This is a genomic window from Paraliomyxa miuraensis (assembly GCF_026337845.1).
Lineage (GTDB): Bacteria > Myxococcota_A > Polyangia > Nannocystales > Nannocystaceae > Paraliomyxa > Paraliomyxa miuraensis.
Window position 1 is genome coordinate 18636 of record NZ_JAOVZF010000158.1, and the last position, 15466, is coordinate 34101.

General features: G+C 70.8%; 6 protein-coding genes. 2 read left to right on the forward strand and 4 right to left on the reverse strand.

What is annotated here, in order from left to right:
- Positions 1-9: 9 nt before the first annotated feature.
- Complete coding sequence (locus OEB96_RS29410; protein ID WP_266220103.1) at positions 10-1530, reverse strand: M57 family metalloprotease; 1521 nt, start codon at positions 1528-1530, stop codon at positions 10-12.
- 770 nt (positions 1531-2300) lie between these two features.
- The gene (locus OEB96_RS29415) at positions 2301-3461 is read right to left on the reverse strand and encodes an acyl-CoA dehydrogenase family protein (protein ID WP_266220104.1); all 1161 of its coding nucleotides are present in this window, start codon (positions 3459-3461) and stop codon (positions 2301-2303) included.
- A 292-nt stretch (positions 3462-3753) separates the two neighbouring features.
- Here OEB96_RS29415 and OEB96_RS29420 point away from each other — a divergent pair, with 292 nt between their 5' ends.
- Both OEB96_RS29420 and pbpC read left to right on the forward strand, forming a co-directional pair.
- Complete coding sequence (locus tag OEB96_RS29420) at positions 3754-9543, forward strand: alpha-2-macroglobulin family protein (RefSeq protein WP_266220105.1); 5790 nt, start codon at positions 3754-3756, stop codon at positions 9541-9543.
- A gap of 34 nt (positions 9544-9577) precedes the next feature.
- A complete protein-coding gene (gene pbpC, locus OEB96_RS29425) occupies positions 9578-12040 on the forward strand; it encodes a penicillin-binding protein 1C (protein ID WP_266220106.1) in 2463 nt (820 codons plus the stop codon).
- Between the two features lie 71 nt (positions 12041-12111).
- Here pbpC and OEB96_RS29430 read toward each other — a convergent pair whose 3' ends face one another.
- Positions 12112-12627: a hypothetical protein gene (locus OEB96_RS29430; protein WP_266220107.1), complete on the reverse strand. Its 516-nt coding sequence runs from the start codon at positions 12625-12627 to the stop codon at positions 12112-12114.
- 146 nt (positions 12628-12773) lie between these two features.
- Complete coding sequence (locus tag OEB96_RS29435) at positions 12774-15407, reverse strand: CHAT domain-containing protein (RefSeq protein WP_266220108.1); 2634 nt, start codon at positions 15405-15407, stop codon at positions 12774-12776.
- Positions 15408-15466: the final 59 nt, after the last annotated feature.

Genomic DNA, 15466 nt, shown 5'->3' on the forward strand with positions numbered 1-15466 from the left:
GTTGCGGATCTACGGCTCGGCGGGGCACGGCTCGATGAGGCACCCGCCGCCACACGGCTCGATGAGGCACCCGCCGCCACCTGGAGGTGGGGGAGGCGGAGGCGGAGGAGGCGGCGAACCATCGAGATTGCAGCACTTCAAATCCAGGCCGTTCATGGCGGTATCATCACCATCCCCCTGATACGACTCGACCCTCGACCTCAATCCGCAAACGGCCGTGCCGCTTGGGCATTGCTTCCAGCTGTTCCATGAACCCCAACCTTGTCCCCCCGGAGCATGAATGGTCTCCCCCTGGGAGCAGCCAAATTGTACGTCGTTGGCCGCGGTGTCGTCTTCGTTTCCACCGCCCTGAGAGGACTCGATGCGCATTCGCGCGCTCTTCAGGTAGTTGTTGCTGCCTGGGCAAGATGAGGTCGCATACCAGGAGCCCCATAGCCCGTCATGGGAAGAAATCAACGACGTCTTCCCTGTCGCGGGATCCTTGCAGAGCAGTTGAACCGAATTGAGCGCGGTGTCGTCGTTTCCGAACCAGAGGCCACCACCCTGATACGACTCGACCCGCATGCGGTACCCGACAGCGTACGTTCCCGGTTTGCAGTAGACCGTCGGATGCCAGGTGCCCCAGTTTCCCTGACCTGGAACGATGGATCCGTTCTTGTCGATGCGCGAGGTCACCCGCGGTGAGTACAAGGCATTGAGCGCAGTAAGATCGGTGGACGTCCACTGTCCCGTACTGCCCCCATTGTAGCAAGAGTTCATCACCGATCCGTTGTTCACGGCATTGGCGGGGGTTCCTGGAACACGGGCCGCTCCAACACCGGCACCGCCCTCATCATACACCCCCCCACCACAGCTGATGGAGCGATCGTAGTAGTCGCTGTGGCGAAACCCGAAACAGTGACCGATCTCATGGGTGATGACGTGTGTCGCAACACTGAGCCCATAGTTCGAGACGATGTCGTCACCGATCGTGATGGTGCCGTAGGGTAGGCCTCCCGAAGGAAACCCCGCCGACCCGCCCGTGCCATTCATCAAGACCGCGGTGATCGTCGCGTCGCAGCCCGCGGTGGCGCCGCTCGTTCGCACGAGGTTGAACGAGAGGTCGAGGTTCGTGTAGTTGGCAATCGCATTGTCGAGCGCGGTGCTCAAGGAGCCCGTAAATGCAGAGCCATTGACGCAGATCGTGTCATGGATCGTGCTCACGAGATTGGTGGAATGGTACTGGCGGAATTCGATGTCATCATCGTGGCCTCCTTCACCCGATGCAGTGAAGCCGACCATCTCTCGCGATGCCTCGAGGCTCACTTCGGCATCGCCCCCGACGAAGACCACCCCATCTTCGCGAACCTGGATCTCTGCTTCGGGATAGCCGGCAGCTCGGAGGTTTTCGATGATCTCGAGAACCGGATCCACTTCATCGGAGTCATCGAGCTCCGCGCTCTCGCCGTCTGCCAACTCGACGTCACACCCGAGGGGTTCGACCAACGCAAGCAACGCGAGAAATCCATGGAATCGTCGTCGTTTCAGCATCTGTATTCGTCCTATTCTCTGGAACGGGCATTCAAAGCTCTAACAAGTAGATATGGAGGTCGCGCCGGCCTCTCCCATCGAGCACGCTCGCTGGGACCTCCACATCGCGGGCCCTGCCGGACCTCTTCCATCCTGGGTGGCTGCTCCCGCGGCCCATGGGAACTCAGCAGAAGGCGCAGACCCCGCTCGGGCAGTCATAATTGGAATCGATTGGTCCACAAAGCGGGACGAGGCAATGGTCGTCAGGCGGCGCCACACCCAAAGAATGGTTCGTGGATGCTCCAACTCGCGAACCTCGGTGAGACCGAGTAAGGGAATCCTGTATCATGGCGATTGTTCCGAATCAAGGAAACGGCAGGAATGTTCCGTGGACTATCTCACATGAGATTACCAAGCGGATAGGCCGTATGAGCAGGTGGACCCAAGTACTCGATCCGTCATCCTGAGTTCGAGACGCACTCCCCAGCGGTGCGATTCGTAGTTTGCAGAGTCCAGTATATCGGCGATTGCGGCTGCTCACCCGGGCGAGCCCCGCATCGGCGCACTCCTGAGAACGGGTCTGCGCTTGCCTACCGCTGCCTGCGGGGCGAGCAGAGTACAGCGCCGCGAAAGGCCACCAACGAATGCCCCCCTTGGGGGGCGAGCTGGCTGCACCGCCAGCTCCAAGCCGGATGCGGGGACGATCAGAGCAGAGCCCCACGCTCGACCTCACCTACGCCCCCCTTGGGGGCAGCTCGCTGTACCGCTTGCCCTCGCTGGTCGCTGGGGGGCTAAGTAGCAGACCAGCGCCGGGAGAGATCCTTGGACAGGTTCTTCTGGTGCGCCTCGATGGTACCGCCGCCGATCTCCAGCAGCTTGGCGTCACGCCACAGCCGCTCGACCGGGTACTCCTTGCAGTAGCCCGCGCCCCCCATGACCTGCATGGCCCAGTCGGCGACCTGCTTGCCGACGGGGGCGGCAAACAGCTTGGCCGCGTCTGAGCCCACGCGGTTGCGAATGTCGGGGCCGATGTCGCTGGCCACGTTGTAGACAAGGCACTTGGCGGCCTCGGTCATGGCGTAGCCGTCGGCGACGTAGCGCTGGATCTGTCCGAAGTTGGCGATGGGCTGGCCGAACGCCTTGCGCTCGTTGGCGTAGCTCACCATGATCTCCACGCAGCGATCGGCGATCCCCACGCTCATCGCCGCGAGCGTGAGCCGCTCGATCTCGAGGTTGCGCATCATGTGGGTGATGCCGTCGCCCTCGGCGCCGAGCAGGTTGCGGGCCGGGATCCGGCAGTCCTCGAACACCAGCTCGGCCATGGTGGAGCCGCGCATGCCGAGCTTGTCGATGTGCTGGCTGGTGGAGAACCCCGGGCAGTCGCGATCGACCACGAACGCGGTCACCCGGCCGTCGACCTTGGCGTAGAAGAGGAAGCAGTGACCCTCGCACGCGTTGGTGATGTAGGTCTTGGTCCCGTTGACCACGTAGTGGTCGGCCTTGCGCACGGCGGTGGTGCTCATGCCCAGCACGTCGGTGCCGGCACCCGGCTCGGTCATCCCCATGCCGGCCACCCACTCGCCGCTGAGCACCCGGGGCAGGTAGCGCTCGCGCTGCTCGGCGTTGGAGCAGTGGTAGAAGTTGTTGACGAACAACATCGAGTGGGCCAGGTACGCGAGGCAGAGGCCCGGATCGTGCTTGGACAGCTCGTGGTGCACGATGACCGCGGCAACCGCGTCCATTCCGGCCCCGCCCGCATCCTCGGGGATGGTGATGCCCAGGAGCCCCATCTCGCCCAGCTTGCGAAACAGGGCCACGTTGAGCTGCCCCTTGGCGTCGTGCTCGGCGGCCTGCGGCTCCACCTCGCGGCGGGCCAGCTCGGCCACGGTCTGGCGCAGCAGGGCGTGCTCCTCGGTGGGGTTGAAGAGTCGCTCGTAGTTCCGCTCGACCATGGGGCCTAACTTTGCGTCCGGGGGCCCCTTGGGAGGAAGGTTGGCTGGGCTGTGAATTCTCTCATCCGGACCGGCAAATCGTTGTAAAGGTGGGGAGGCGGCCGGCCGAAACCCCGCTCGACGTCCACCGTGCGCCTTCCATTCCCGCCGTCCCAACCGGCCGGCGATCGCGACGCTCGATGTCGTGGACGACATCGATTGCCGCAACGCCACGCCTCGCGCCTCACCCAAGCGCGCCAATGTCCGAGCGCCCACCGAGGTGGCAAGCCCTGTGCAACGGGGGCAGGCCGCCATGCCCCGCAATCGCGCCGCGCTCGCCCTGCTGCTGATCCAGGCCCTCGCCTGCCAGCCCGTGCCCACTGCGACCGGCGGTGGTGACGATGCCGCCACCCCCGACTCGCCATTTCGCGCCTCGGCCACCGGAGCAGACCTGCTGGTGTTCCCGCCGCAGGCCGAGCTCCACCCCCGCCGCGTGCTGCCGCGGCACCTGGCCGAGGCCGAGCACACCGAGGAAGCGCAGACCGACGTGGAGTGGCCCGAGCTCGACGACGACGGGACGTTCGAGATCGCGGGGCGAACCCTACGGATCCACTTCAACCGCGCCATCGAGCCGCCCGCGGACCCCGACGCAGCCCTGACGATCGAGCCCGCGATCGCGGGCAAGGCCTCGATGCCGAGCGCATGGGTGCTGCAATTCCAAGCGGACGCTCCGTTCGACCCCGACACCGAGTACACGGCCGCGCTGGGCGAGCTCCACGACGCCGACGGCAAGCGCGTGGCCGAGGGCTGGAAGGGGACGTTCACGGCCGAGCCCCGGGTGGACATCGCGGGCAAGGTGATAAGCTACCTGCCCACGCCGGGTGAGCCGCGGGTGGTCGCGGTGCGACCCGAGTACGTGCCCAAGGTGAGCCGCAGCGTGGCCCCGCGGGTGCTGTTCGACCAGCCGGTGAGCCTGGCCGAGGTGAGCCGACGGATCACCGCCACGGTGGACGGCCACCCCCGAAGGCTCGAGTTGCACCACGCCAAGGACGACCGCTTCGAGGGCGTGGCGATCGACCGGCACCACGTGGTGGTGGCCAAGCCCGTCCCCGCCCCCGGGCCCGGGCAGCAGCTCACCCTCGCCGTGACCGAGCCCGATGGCAGCGCCGGGGTCGAGCAGGAGTACGAGGTGGCCGAGCCGCTCGCGTTCGAGGAGGTGAGCTGCGATGGCGGCTACTACGACGAGCACGAGTGCACCTGGAAGGACGGCACGCTGGGGCTCGAGGGTCGCCGCTTCATGGTGCGCTGGAACAACACCATCGCGGGCAGCGACGCGGCCCTGGCCAAGCAGGTGAAGGTGACGCCACGGGTCGACGACCTGCACGTGCAAAGCGACACCTGGCGCTCCGACGGGGCGCTGTGGATCTCGGGCGACTTCCGCTCGTCGACCCACTACGAGGTCGAGATCGGCCGCGTGCGCGACCGCTTCGGCTCCACGCTGCGCAAGCCGGTGCGCTTCTCGGTGGAGGCCGCCCCCAAGTCGGCGAGCGTCTCGATGCCCGAGGGGCAGCAGGTGCTCGACGAGGCGGCAAGCCGCCGCTTCGCGGTGCAGACCCGCAACGTCGAGGCCGCTCGCATCGAGATCTGGGAGGTGGAGCCGAGCACCGAGGCGTGGGAGCAGGCGCGGCGCCAGCTGAGCGCGCGCGAGCGCCCCAGCGAGGCGCCCGACCTCAGCGTGCCGATTCGGCCCCGGGCCAGGCGCGACGAGTCGGTCACCACCACGCTCGACCTGCTCGACGTCCTCACCCCCGGCAAGACCTACCTGGCGCAACTGGGGCTCGAGACGACCGCGTTCGGGGCCAAGCCGCCGTCGTACCCCGAGTGGTCGATGGCGGCGCGGCCGGCCACCGCCCTGCTCACGCCCCACGACGACCGGGCGCTGGCGGTGCACGTGCACGGCGGCCGCGACCAGACCCTGGTCCACGTGGCGCGGCTCGACGACGGTCGCGCGGTGGCGGGAGCCCGCGTTCGCGTGGACGGCGAGGAGGTCCCCGGGGTGGTCACCGGCGCCGACGGGCTGGCCGTGGTGCCGCGCTCGCTCGCTGCGCCGGGCGGCTCGCGCCACCACGTGCTCGAGGTCGAGGGCGACGATGCACGCGCGACGCTGGTGATGGGCATGGGCTCGCTCGACGAGGGCGACCTCGCGCCCGAGCTCGGCGGAGGCGCGACCCCGCTCGGTGACATCCGGGCCCTGGTGCTCAGCGATCGGGGCGTCTACCGACCGGGCTCGTCGGTGGGTCTCAAGGGCATCGTGGAGTTCCGCGACCAGACCCATGACCGGGGCCGCCTGAGCCCCGCGAGCACCATGCCGGTGGGGCTGCGGATCCATGCGCCCACCGGCAAGCTGGTGCACTCCGAGGACGGGCTCACCTCGGACATGGGCGGGTTCTCGACCCGCTTCGAGGTGCCCAGCTCGGCGGAGATCGGACGCTATCGCGTGGAGTTGGTGGCACCGCTGCGCGACGACGCGGTGCTGGCCTCCTACGGGATCCAGGTGGCGGAGTTCGAGCCGCCGCGGTTCACGGTGGACGTGGAGGCGCAGGCCATCGACGGTGGTCAGCGGCTCTCGGCCCGCGTGGACGGGCGCTACCTGTTCGGGGCGGCGATGGAAGAGGCGCCGGTCACCTGGACCCTGCGACGGCAGGACGCCCCGTTCCCCCAGGGTCCGCTGACCGCCAAGGGCCTGCACTTTCGCGAGGCGCCGAGCTGGTGGGACGAGGACGAGGACGAGGCGTGGCTGCGCACGGGCGAAGGTCGCCTCGACACCAAGGGGCGGCTGGACCTCAGCCCGGCGGTGGAGCTCGATGCCGAGGCCGGCCCGCAGCGGTTCGTGCTCGAGGCCGAGGTCACCGACGAGTCGCACCGCGCGATCGCGGGACGAGCCTCGGTGGTGCTGCACACCGCCCCGCGCTACGCCGGCCTGCGACTGGCCGAGCGCTGGGTCGACGTGGGCAAGGCGCTGCCGCTCGAGGTCGGGGTCGTCGACCAGGAGGGCGCGACCGTGAGCGATGCCGCGGTGGAGGTCAGGCTCGAGCGGCTGGAGTGGCAGCGCGTACGACGTCCCGGCCCCGGCGGCTTCGCCGACGAGGAGTGGCACGAGGTGGGGCAGGAGGTCGGCCGCTGCGAGGCTCGCACCGCGGAGGACTGCCGACTGGTGCCCAAGCGCTCGGGCAGCTACCGCGTGAGCGCCTTCGTCGACGGTCGTCGCGGCGGCGGCATGCGGCTTTGGGCCTGGGGCCACGGCGGCGGGGCCGAGGCGCCCTCGCCGGGCCGCCGGGTGGAGCTGGTGGCCGATCGCGATCGCTACCGACCCGGCGACACGGCGCAGATCATGGTGCGCAACCCGTTCCCGGCCGCGACCATGATCCTCACCGTGGAGCAGGGCGCAATCCTGCACCACGAGAGCCGCACCGTGACCGAGTCGGCCACGAGCTTCTCGGTGCCGCTGACCCACGAGCACACCCCGCATGCGTACGCCACGGTCACCATCCTGCCGCGCGAGGGCGAGGGCGAGGGCAAGGGCAAGGTCGGGGCCGCGGACGAGCTGTCCGGCCAGGCGCGGGTCGACTGGAAGCTGGGCGCAATCCGCCTGCCGGTGGAGCTCTCCGATGCACGGCTCGACGTGGTGGTGGCCAGCGATCGCGATCACTATGCGCCCGGCGAGGAGGTCGACGTGGTGGTCGACGTCAGCCGTGGCGGCACCGCGGTGGCGAACGCCGAGGTGGTGCTCGCGGTGGTCGACGAGGGCGTGCTGCGCCTGACCAACTTCCACGCCCCCGATCCCGTGCCCGCGCTCTACCCCGGGCAAGGCCTCGACCTGTGGATCGACGACAGCCGCCGGCTGCTGGCCGAGCAGCTCGGCCGCAGCCACGTGGCCGGCGACGGCAGCGGAGCCGGCAGCCACAGCCTCGTGTCGACCCGCAAGGACTTCGTGGAGACCGCGGTGTGGGAGCCCGCGCTGCGCACCGACGCGGCCGGCCGCGCCCACGTGCACTTCACCCTGCCCGACAACCTCACCCGCTTCCGCATGATGGCGGTGGTGGTCGACGCCGAGGGCCGCGGCGGGGTGCACGAGGACGACTTCGAGGTGCGCAAGCCCCTGATGGCGATCCCCGCGGTGCCGCGCTTCGCCGCGCTCGGCGACCGCTTCGAGGCCGCGGTGCTGGTGCACAACAACCAAGACCACGCCGAGACGGCCACGGTGAGCCTGGGCGGCGACAGCCGGCAGGTCGAGCTCCCGGCCCGCGGCCGCACCCGCGTGGCCTTCGAGCGCGCGCCCACCCGCGCGGTGCCGCTGCAGCTCGAGTTCGTGGTGGCCGATGGCTCGGGGACCGTACGCGACCGCGTGCAGGCCAGGGTCCCGGTGCAGGCGCCGGGCATCGACGAGCGCCCCTACCTGCACGGCTCGTTCATGGGTCGCCAGGAGCTCGCGCTCGAGATCCCCGCGGACGTGTTCGCCGATGCCACCGGCGACGACCACCTGACGGTGACGGTGGGCGAGAACCTGTGGCCCGAGCTCGGCCAGCGCGTGGAGTACCTGGTGGGCTACCCGCACGGCTGCGTGGAGCAGACCACCTCGAGCACGCTGCCGCTCTTGGCCGCGCGCGAGATCCTCCCGCGGCTGGGTCTGGTCCGCTACACCGACCAGCAGCTGCGCGACATGATCGAGGCCGGCGTGGAGCGCCTGTCGACCATGCGCACCAGCACGGGCGGCCTGGCCTACTGGCCCGGCGGCTACGAGCCCAACCCGTTCGGCACCGCCTACGCCACGCTGGCCATCGCGCGGGCGCAGCGGCTGGGCATCGAGGCCCCCGAGGGGATGATCGACGGCATGCGCGAGTACCTGCTGCGCATGGTGGAGGCCGATCAGCTGCCCCACGGCTACGGGGTCGAGGTCCGCGCCTCGATCGCGCTGGCGCTGGCCGAGCTCGACGCCCTGCCGCCCTCGGTGGCCGACTCGCTCTTCGACACGGCGAGCGCCCAGGGCACCTTTGGCACCGCCACCCTGGCCCTGGCCCTGTCGAGCCTGCCCGAGCAGGACGATCGCGTGGCGACGCTCGTGCAGACCCTCGAGTCCTCGTTCGACGAGGAGGGCAACCTGGCCAGGGCCCGCGACGACGACGACTTCGCCTGGTATGGCTCCGATCAGCGCAGCATCGCCCAGGCCACGCTGGCGCTGTCGCGGCTGCGACCCCAGTCGACGGTGCTGCCCGCGCTGGTGAGCAACCTGATGCGGCGAACCGGCGACTACACCACCCAGGCCACGGCCTATGGCCTGCTGGCCCTGGCCGAGCGGCTCGCCGCCGAGGAGGGCTCGGGCGCGCGCCAGCGGGCGCTGCTCGACGACGTGGAGCTGCTGCCCGAGCTCGCCTCGGCGGTGGCGCTGGGCCCGAGCGCGCGGCGCTACCGGATCCCGCTGTCGCGGGTGCAGGGCCGCCGGGCGATCCTCGTGCTCGAGAGCGAGTCGGACCGCGCACAGGCGTTCATGGTGAGCGCGCGCTGGCGACGGTCCAACGCCCCCGTCAACGACGACCAGGGGCACGAGGACGAGGGTCGGGCGGCCACCACCACCGACAACGGCCCGGACCTCTACCGCGTGATCACCGATGCCAAGGGACGCAGCGTGGACTTCGACCGGATCGTCCCCGGGCAGGTGCTGCGCGTGGTGCTGCTGGCCCGGATGCCCGAGGGTCTGCCGCATGCACGACGGGGCTACCTGGCGCTGACCGACCGGCTCCCGGCCGGGTTCGAGGCCATGCAGCCCGACCTGTGGACGGTGGCCTCGGTGCCCGAGCTCGACCAGAGCCATCCGCTCTACGATGCCCTGCGCTGGACCGGCAGCACGGCCAGCCACGTGGAGCTGCGCGACGATCGAGCCCACTTCTACTTCGACCGCTTCTGGGGCGAGTGGGTGCACGCCACCTACCTGATGCGGGCGACCACGCCGGGCACCTTCACCGCGCCACCGGCCATGGCCGAGCTGATGTACGAGCCCGACAGCGCGGGCTACAGCCAGGCCAAGTCGTTCACGGTGCTGCCGTAGGACTCACCGACCACCCTGAACCGTAGGATCGACCATGCCCAGGCCACGCCCGCTCGCGCCTTCGCTCCATCCCCGCGCCTCCCGTCGTCGGCGACGCCGCGTGGTGCTGGGCGCCCTGGTCCTGCTGGTCGGCGTGGCGTGGCTCTCGTGGGCCGCCCTGTGGGCGTGGCTGCGGCAGGAGGTCGGGCGGCCCGACGAGGCGCTGGCCGACGACTGGTACTCGGGGCATCGCGTGCTCGATCGCGAGGGCCGGCTGCTGCGCGAGCTGCCGGGCGAGGACGGCCGCCGCGGGCGCGCGGTGTCGCTGTCGGAGCTCGGCGATCGCATCGTGGCCGCCACCGTGGTCAGCGAGGACGCTCGGTTCTTCGAGCACGACGGCATCGACGAAGCGGCCATGGTGCGCGCGGCCGGACAGAACCTCCGGCACGGGCGGGTGGTCTCGGGCGCGAGCACCATCACCCAGCAGCTGGTCAAGCTGCTCGACACCCGCGGCAAGCCGGGGACGCGCACGCCGTGGGTGAAGCTGCGCGAGGCCGCCCGGGCCGCCAACCTCGACGAGGCGCTCGCGAAGGAGGAGATCCTGCAGGCCTACCTCGATCGCCTGCCCTACGGGCACGGCCTGATGGGGCCCGAGGCGGCCGCGCGCGGCTACTTCGGGGTGGCGGCCAAGGACCTGTCGTGGGCTCGAGCGGCCTACCTCGCCGTGCTGCCGCGCGCGCCCTCGATGCTCGATCCATACCGTCATCCCGAGCGCGTGCTCCTGCGCCAGCAGGCGCTGCTCCACGCGCTGCACGAGGCCGGCGAGCTGAGCGAGGCCGACCTTCGCCGCGCGCTGCTCGAGCCGGTCTCGCCCCGGCCGCTGGAGCGCCCGTTCCTCGCCCCGCACCTGGTCGAGTCCCTGCGCACGGAGGGGCGGCTCTCGCCGGGGGCCACCACCACCACCACGCTCGACCTGCCGCTGCAGCGCGACGTGGAGGGCCTGGTGCACACGCACATGGCCCGCATGGTCGAGCTGGGGGCCGGCGACACCGCGGTGCTGGTGATCGACAATGCGACGGCCGAGGTGCTGGCCTACGTGGGGAGCACCGACTTCCACGATCCCGCGATCTCGGGGCAGGTCGACATGGCCCGCGCGCCTCGCCAGCCGGGCTCCACGCTCAAGCCGTTCGTGTATGCGCTGGCGTTCGAGGCCGGTCGCTCGCCGCTCGAGCTCTTGCCCGACGTGCCCACGCGCTTTCGCGAGGGCCCCGGGCACGTCTACGCGCCGCACAACTACCACGGCGAGTTCACGGGTCCGGTGTCGGCCCGCGAGGCGCTGGCGACCAGCCTCAACGTGCCTGCGGTGCGGCTGGCGGCCGAGCTTCCGCCGGGCCGGCTGCTCGACACGCTGCATCGGCTGGGGCTGCACAGCCTCACCGAGCCGGCCGAGCACTACGGCCTCGCGCTCGCGCTCGGCAGCGGCGAGGTCGGCCTGCGCGAGCTGGCCGAGGCCTACGTGGCGCTGGCCCGCGGCGGCGAGCACCTGCCGCTGCGCACGGTGATGGGCGAGCCCGCCGGCACCACGACGCAGGTGCTCGATCCCGCGGTGGCGGCCGCGGTGACCGAGGCGCTCTCGGATCCGCTGGCCCGCACCCGCCTGCTGCCCGCCGGTCACCGCCCGTTCGACATCGGCTTTCCGGTCGCGCTCAAGACCGGCACCAGCTCGGGCTACCGCGATGCATGGACGGTGGGCTACACCCGCGAGCGCACCGTGGCCGTGTGGCTGGGCAACGCCGACAACGGCCCCATGCACGAGGTCACGGGCGCCGGGGGAGCGGGGCCGCTGTTCGCCGACGTCATGCGTCGCGCCATGCGAGACGTGCCCACGCGGGCGCCGCTGTTCGATCCGGGCTTGCTGGAGCCGGTGGAGGTCTGCGCGCTCTCGGGCCATCGCCCCGGGCCGGCGTGCGAGCACACGGTGACGCGCCGGCTGGCGAGGGGCAACGTGCCCGACGAGCCGTGCCCGTTCCACGTGCATGCGCGCACGCAGGCCGTGCGCACCGCGAGCGCCTCCCCGTTCGTGTGCGATCCCGAGGGACCGGAGATCGTGGCCGTGTTCCCCGAGCCCTACACGTCGTGGCTCGACGAGCGCACCGCCGGCGCACCCGGGCACGATCCCTGGGGCACCCCGTGGCTGGCCAGCGAGCGCGTGCCCGGCTGCGCGAGCGAGGGTGAGCGCCCGGGGCTCGCGATGGTCGAGCCCGCGGACGGAGCCGTGCTGTGGGCCGGGCACGAGAGCGACGCGGTGGAGCTGCGCGCCGAGCTGCAGGGCACCGGCCGCGATCCGCAGGAGCTCGCGCCGCAGATCGAGCTGATCGTCGACGGCGAGGTGGTGGCCACCACCAAGTGGCCCTACCGCGCGCTGGTCCGGCTTGCGCCCGGGGATCACGAGGTGCACGCGAGGGTCCGAGGCGGCGATCCGCTGCCGAGCACCAGCACGCGCTTCAGCGTGCGGTAGCCACCAAGGCGTGAGCCGGCGGCCCCGGGGCACGACGCCGCCGTCATGGCGCCGCGCCCCGGGGCATCCGATCACAGCACGTCGATGCGATACTTGCCGCTCGGCAGCAGCTTGGCCCCGCTGACCACCGCGAACGCGGTCTCCCGCGCACACCAGTCGGTCAGCTGGGGAGCCCGCGAGGCGAAGGTGGAGTGATTCATGCCCAGCGGCCACGCGCTGACGAAGGGCGCCGTGGTGACCGTGTGCGGCGCATTGCTGCGGAGGATGTGATAGCCCTGCTGGTCGTCGCGCCACAGCAGGCCGAACGCGAGGCCGTCGACCACCCCGTTGGGCACGGCTCCCTCGACGACGAAGTTGCCAGTGAGCGTGCAGCCTCGCAGGTCGTACTCCTTGGTGATGATGCGATTGAAGGTCGGGATGCCCGGGATGTTGATCCAGCCGACGGTCCCCGAGGGGTCCTTGTACTCGAAGCCGAACGTGGCCTCGCCCTGGCCGTCGTAGAAGAGCACGATCTGCAGCCGATTGGCGGGCAGACCGCTGAAGCGGTTGGAGGTGAGGTCGTCACCGAGAAGAGTGGGTGCGGTCATGATCTTCGATTCCTGGAGGTCGTGTTGGGGGTCGATGCGGCGCCCTCATGGCGCCACGTCGTGTCCCTTGCCGGAGCCGGGCTCCGATCCAACGCACGCGATCGAGTGCACGAGCACCCTCGCGCTCGTCACCATGCTCCCCGCACTCAGGGCACCCACGCTCGAACGAGACGCCAGGCCGAGCTGCCCTCGGCCTCGGCCCGCGCTCGCCGCTGTGCGCTCGCCAGCGCGCGTGCGGCCGCATCGGCGTCGGGCCCATCGAGGCCGTCGTAGAGCATGCCCATCAGTGCGGCCGACTCGTCGTCGCCGATCTCCTCGGTGGTGGCAACGACCACCTGCGCCCCCGCGAGCACGAAGGCATGCGCGAGGCTCATCCCGCCCCCCGACGTTCGCGGATCGACCACCCCGGTCTGGCAGCCGCTGAGGATCACCGTCGCAGGCACGCGAGACAGCGCGAGCACGTCGGGCACGCGCAGCACCGCCGTGCCGTCGGCGGCGAGCACCAGCTCGCTGTCCCAGCCACCGAGCCCATCCGAGCGAGCATGCCCCACGTAGTGGAACCACGAGGCACGAGGCAGCGCCGCGAGGACCCGAGCCGCGAACAGCGGCGGCTCGTCGCCCCCACCGTCGAGCGCGCCGCCCACCACCTCCACCGCGAGGTCGAGGCGCTCGAGCGCAGCCCGGCTCAGGCTCGCTTCGTCGTGGGCTCGCGGCAGGTTGCTCGGCGGCGCGAGGACCAGCGCCGGACCCTGGGCGTGTGTGCGCGCCGGAGCCCGGGGCAGGTCGAGCCCGTAGACCACCGTGTGCTCGTCCTGCAGCCGTCCACTTGGCCCGAACGGCAGTGAGTGGAACGCCACCCCGAACAGCGGCCCGGTCGCCATCACGCGCGCTCGGCGAGCGGTCACCAGCGCGTCCGCGAATGGCTCGAGCAGCACCGCCCCCAGCCGCTGCGCATCACCCCCCTCGAGCCCCGGGCTCGGATCCTCCAGCCACCGGTGGACGACCGTACCCGCTTCGTCCATGGAGAACCCCACCCAGCCGCGATCGAGCTGCACGTAGTGGAGATCGATCGCGCCCGGCTCGGGTCGGGAGAATCCCTCGCAGCCGGGAATCGAAGGGCTCCCCTGCCCGGGTCTTCGCATGATGGCCTCGAAGCGCTGCTCGTTCGCCTCGCGCTCGCGCTCGATGTCCTTGCGTCGACGGGCGGCCCGAGCCGCCGAGGACGCCGTCCAGAACGTCCGGTCGTACTCCTCGTCGAGCCGCAGCCGCGTGCCGAGGTACTCGTCGAGCGCCCGGCGGGTGTCATCGTCGGCATCGCGACGCATCCGCTGATCGAGCGATCGCAGGGCCCGCGTCCGGGCCAGACGAGCCACGCACAGCGCAGCGGCGGGCTGGCCCTCGTCCAGCAGCAGCTCCACGCGATGTCGGGTCACCGCATCGCGCCCGATGAGGAAGCGCTCGCGATCGACCAAGGCGAGCACGGGCAGCTGCTGCTCGAGCACGAGATCGGCCTGGGCGTACTCGGCCAGGGCCTCGGGCACGCGGCCGAGCTGCTCGAGCACCCGTGCATGCTCCACCCGAGCCGCCCAGCGCAGGCCGTGGTCCTGGTGTCGCTCGGCATCGTCGACCATGGCGCGAAGGCGACGGCGCGCGGGCTCGAGCTCGCCCTCCAGGCGCTCGAGACGAGCGCTCAAGAGTCGATGCCACAGCTCGTTGGACCGGATCAGGCGCCGGCCGTCCAGCGTGTCGAGCCAGCGACGAGCCACGGCCGTCTCCCCGCGCTCGAGGGCATCGTAGGCGAGGTTGAGCCGAACGGTGAACCACGCCCCCCTGCCCTCGGGCTCGTCTCCCAGCAGCACCCTCGCCCGATCGAGCAGCTCGCGAGGCTGGTACGACGACAGCGCCCCCCCGGGGGACGAGCGCGACATCAGCACGGCCCACGCGGCGGTGTCGAGGAAGGTGGCGTGGTTGAACACGTCGATCGACGGGGATCGAGCCAGCCGCAGGCCCTCGCGCAAGGCCTCGGCGGCACCGTCTCGGTCGCCCATCTGCGTCATGATGGTCAGCGCCTGACCGAGCACGGCGAGCTCCACCAGGGGCATCGCCCCGATCGCCCGCCCCTGGTGAATGGCTCGCCGGTAGGCAAAGAGGGCCTCACCCAGATCGCCGCGGGTCTCGGCCAGGAGCCCGCGATGGAACAGGTGCATCCCGTCCTCGTGGGGCAGCAGCACCCGCGCGCGCTCGAGCCACCGGCGACCACCCGCCAGGTCTCGCTTCTCATGGATGTGGCGAAACGCCTGCGTGTGCGCCAACTTGGTGCCAAGCGACCAGTGGCCCGAGCGGCGCGCTCGCTCGTAGAGCTCGTCGAACGCCGCCGCATCCGCGGCCGCACCGATCTCCTCGCCGAGCCGCTCACGCTCGGCGAGCACCGCGGGCTCCGCGGTTCGAAGCACCAGCGCGTACGCCTCACCATCCTGCGAGTCTGCCCACCGAACGCTCAGCCTCGTCGCCTCCACCGGCACGTCGACGATCGTCCACCGCAGGCCCTGCTCGACCACCACCGGGCTCTCCTGCACCGGCACCCCATCGATGGACACCGCGATCGCATCGACCGAGGGCACGTCGACCCACAGCGTCAGCGTGCGCTGCGTGGTGGAAAGGACACACGTGGGACCCGGCCCTTGCTCCTCACACCCGCCAAACAGCACCTGCGGCGGCGGCAAGGGTCGCGACGGCGGGCGGGAGACCGGCGTGGGCGAGACCACCTCGAGCGATCGCATCGTCGGGCTCGAAGCGTCCGCCCCCTCGCACCCCACGCACACCATCCACGAGGCGACTG

Coding starts and splice junctions, on each gene's coding strand:
- pbpC (WP_266220106.1), top strand. CDS start 9,578: ATGCCCAGGCCACGCCCGCTCGCGCCTTCGCTCCATCCCCGCGCCTCC.
- OEB96_RS29415 (WP_266220104.1), bottom strand. CDS start 3,461: ATGGTCGAGCGGAACTACGAGCGACTCTTCAACCCCACCGAGGAGCAC.
- OEB96_RS29430 (WP_266220107.1), bottom strand. CDS start 12,627: ATGACCGCACCCACTCTTCTCGGTGACGACCTCACCTCCAACCGCTTC.
- OEB96_RS29420 (WP_266220105.1), top strand. CDS start 3,754: ATGCCCCGCAATCGCGCCGCGCTCGCCCTGCTGCTGATCCAGGCCCTC.
- OEB96_RS29410 (WP_266220103.1), bottom strand. CDS start 1,530: ATGCTGAAACGACGACGATTCCATGGATTTCTCGCGTTGCTTGCGTTG.
- OEB96_RS29435 (WP_266220108.1), bottom strand. CDS start 15,407: ATGCGATCGCTCGAGGTGGTCTCGCCCACGCCGGTCTCCCGCCCGCCG.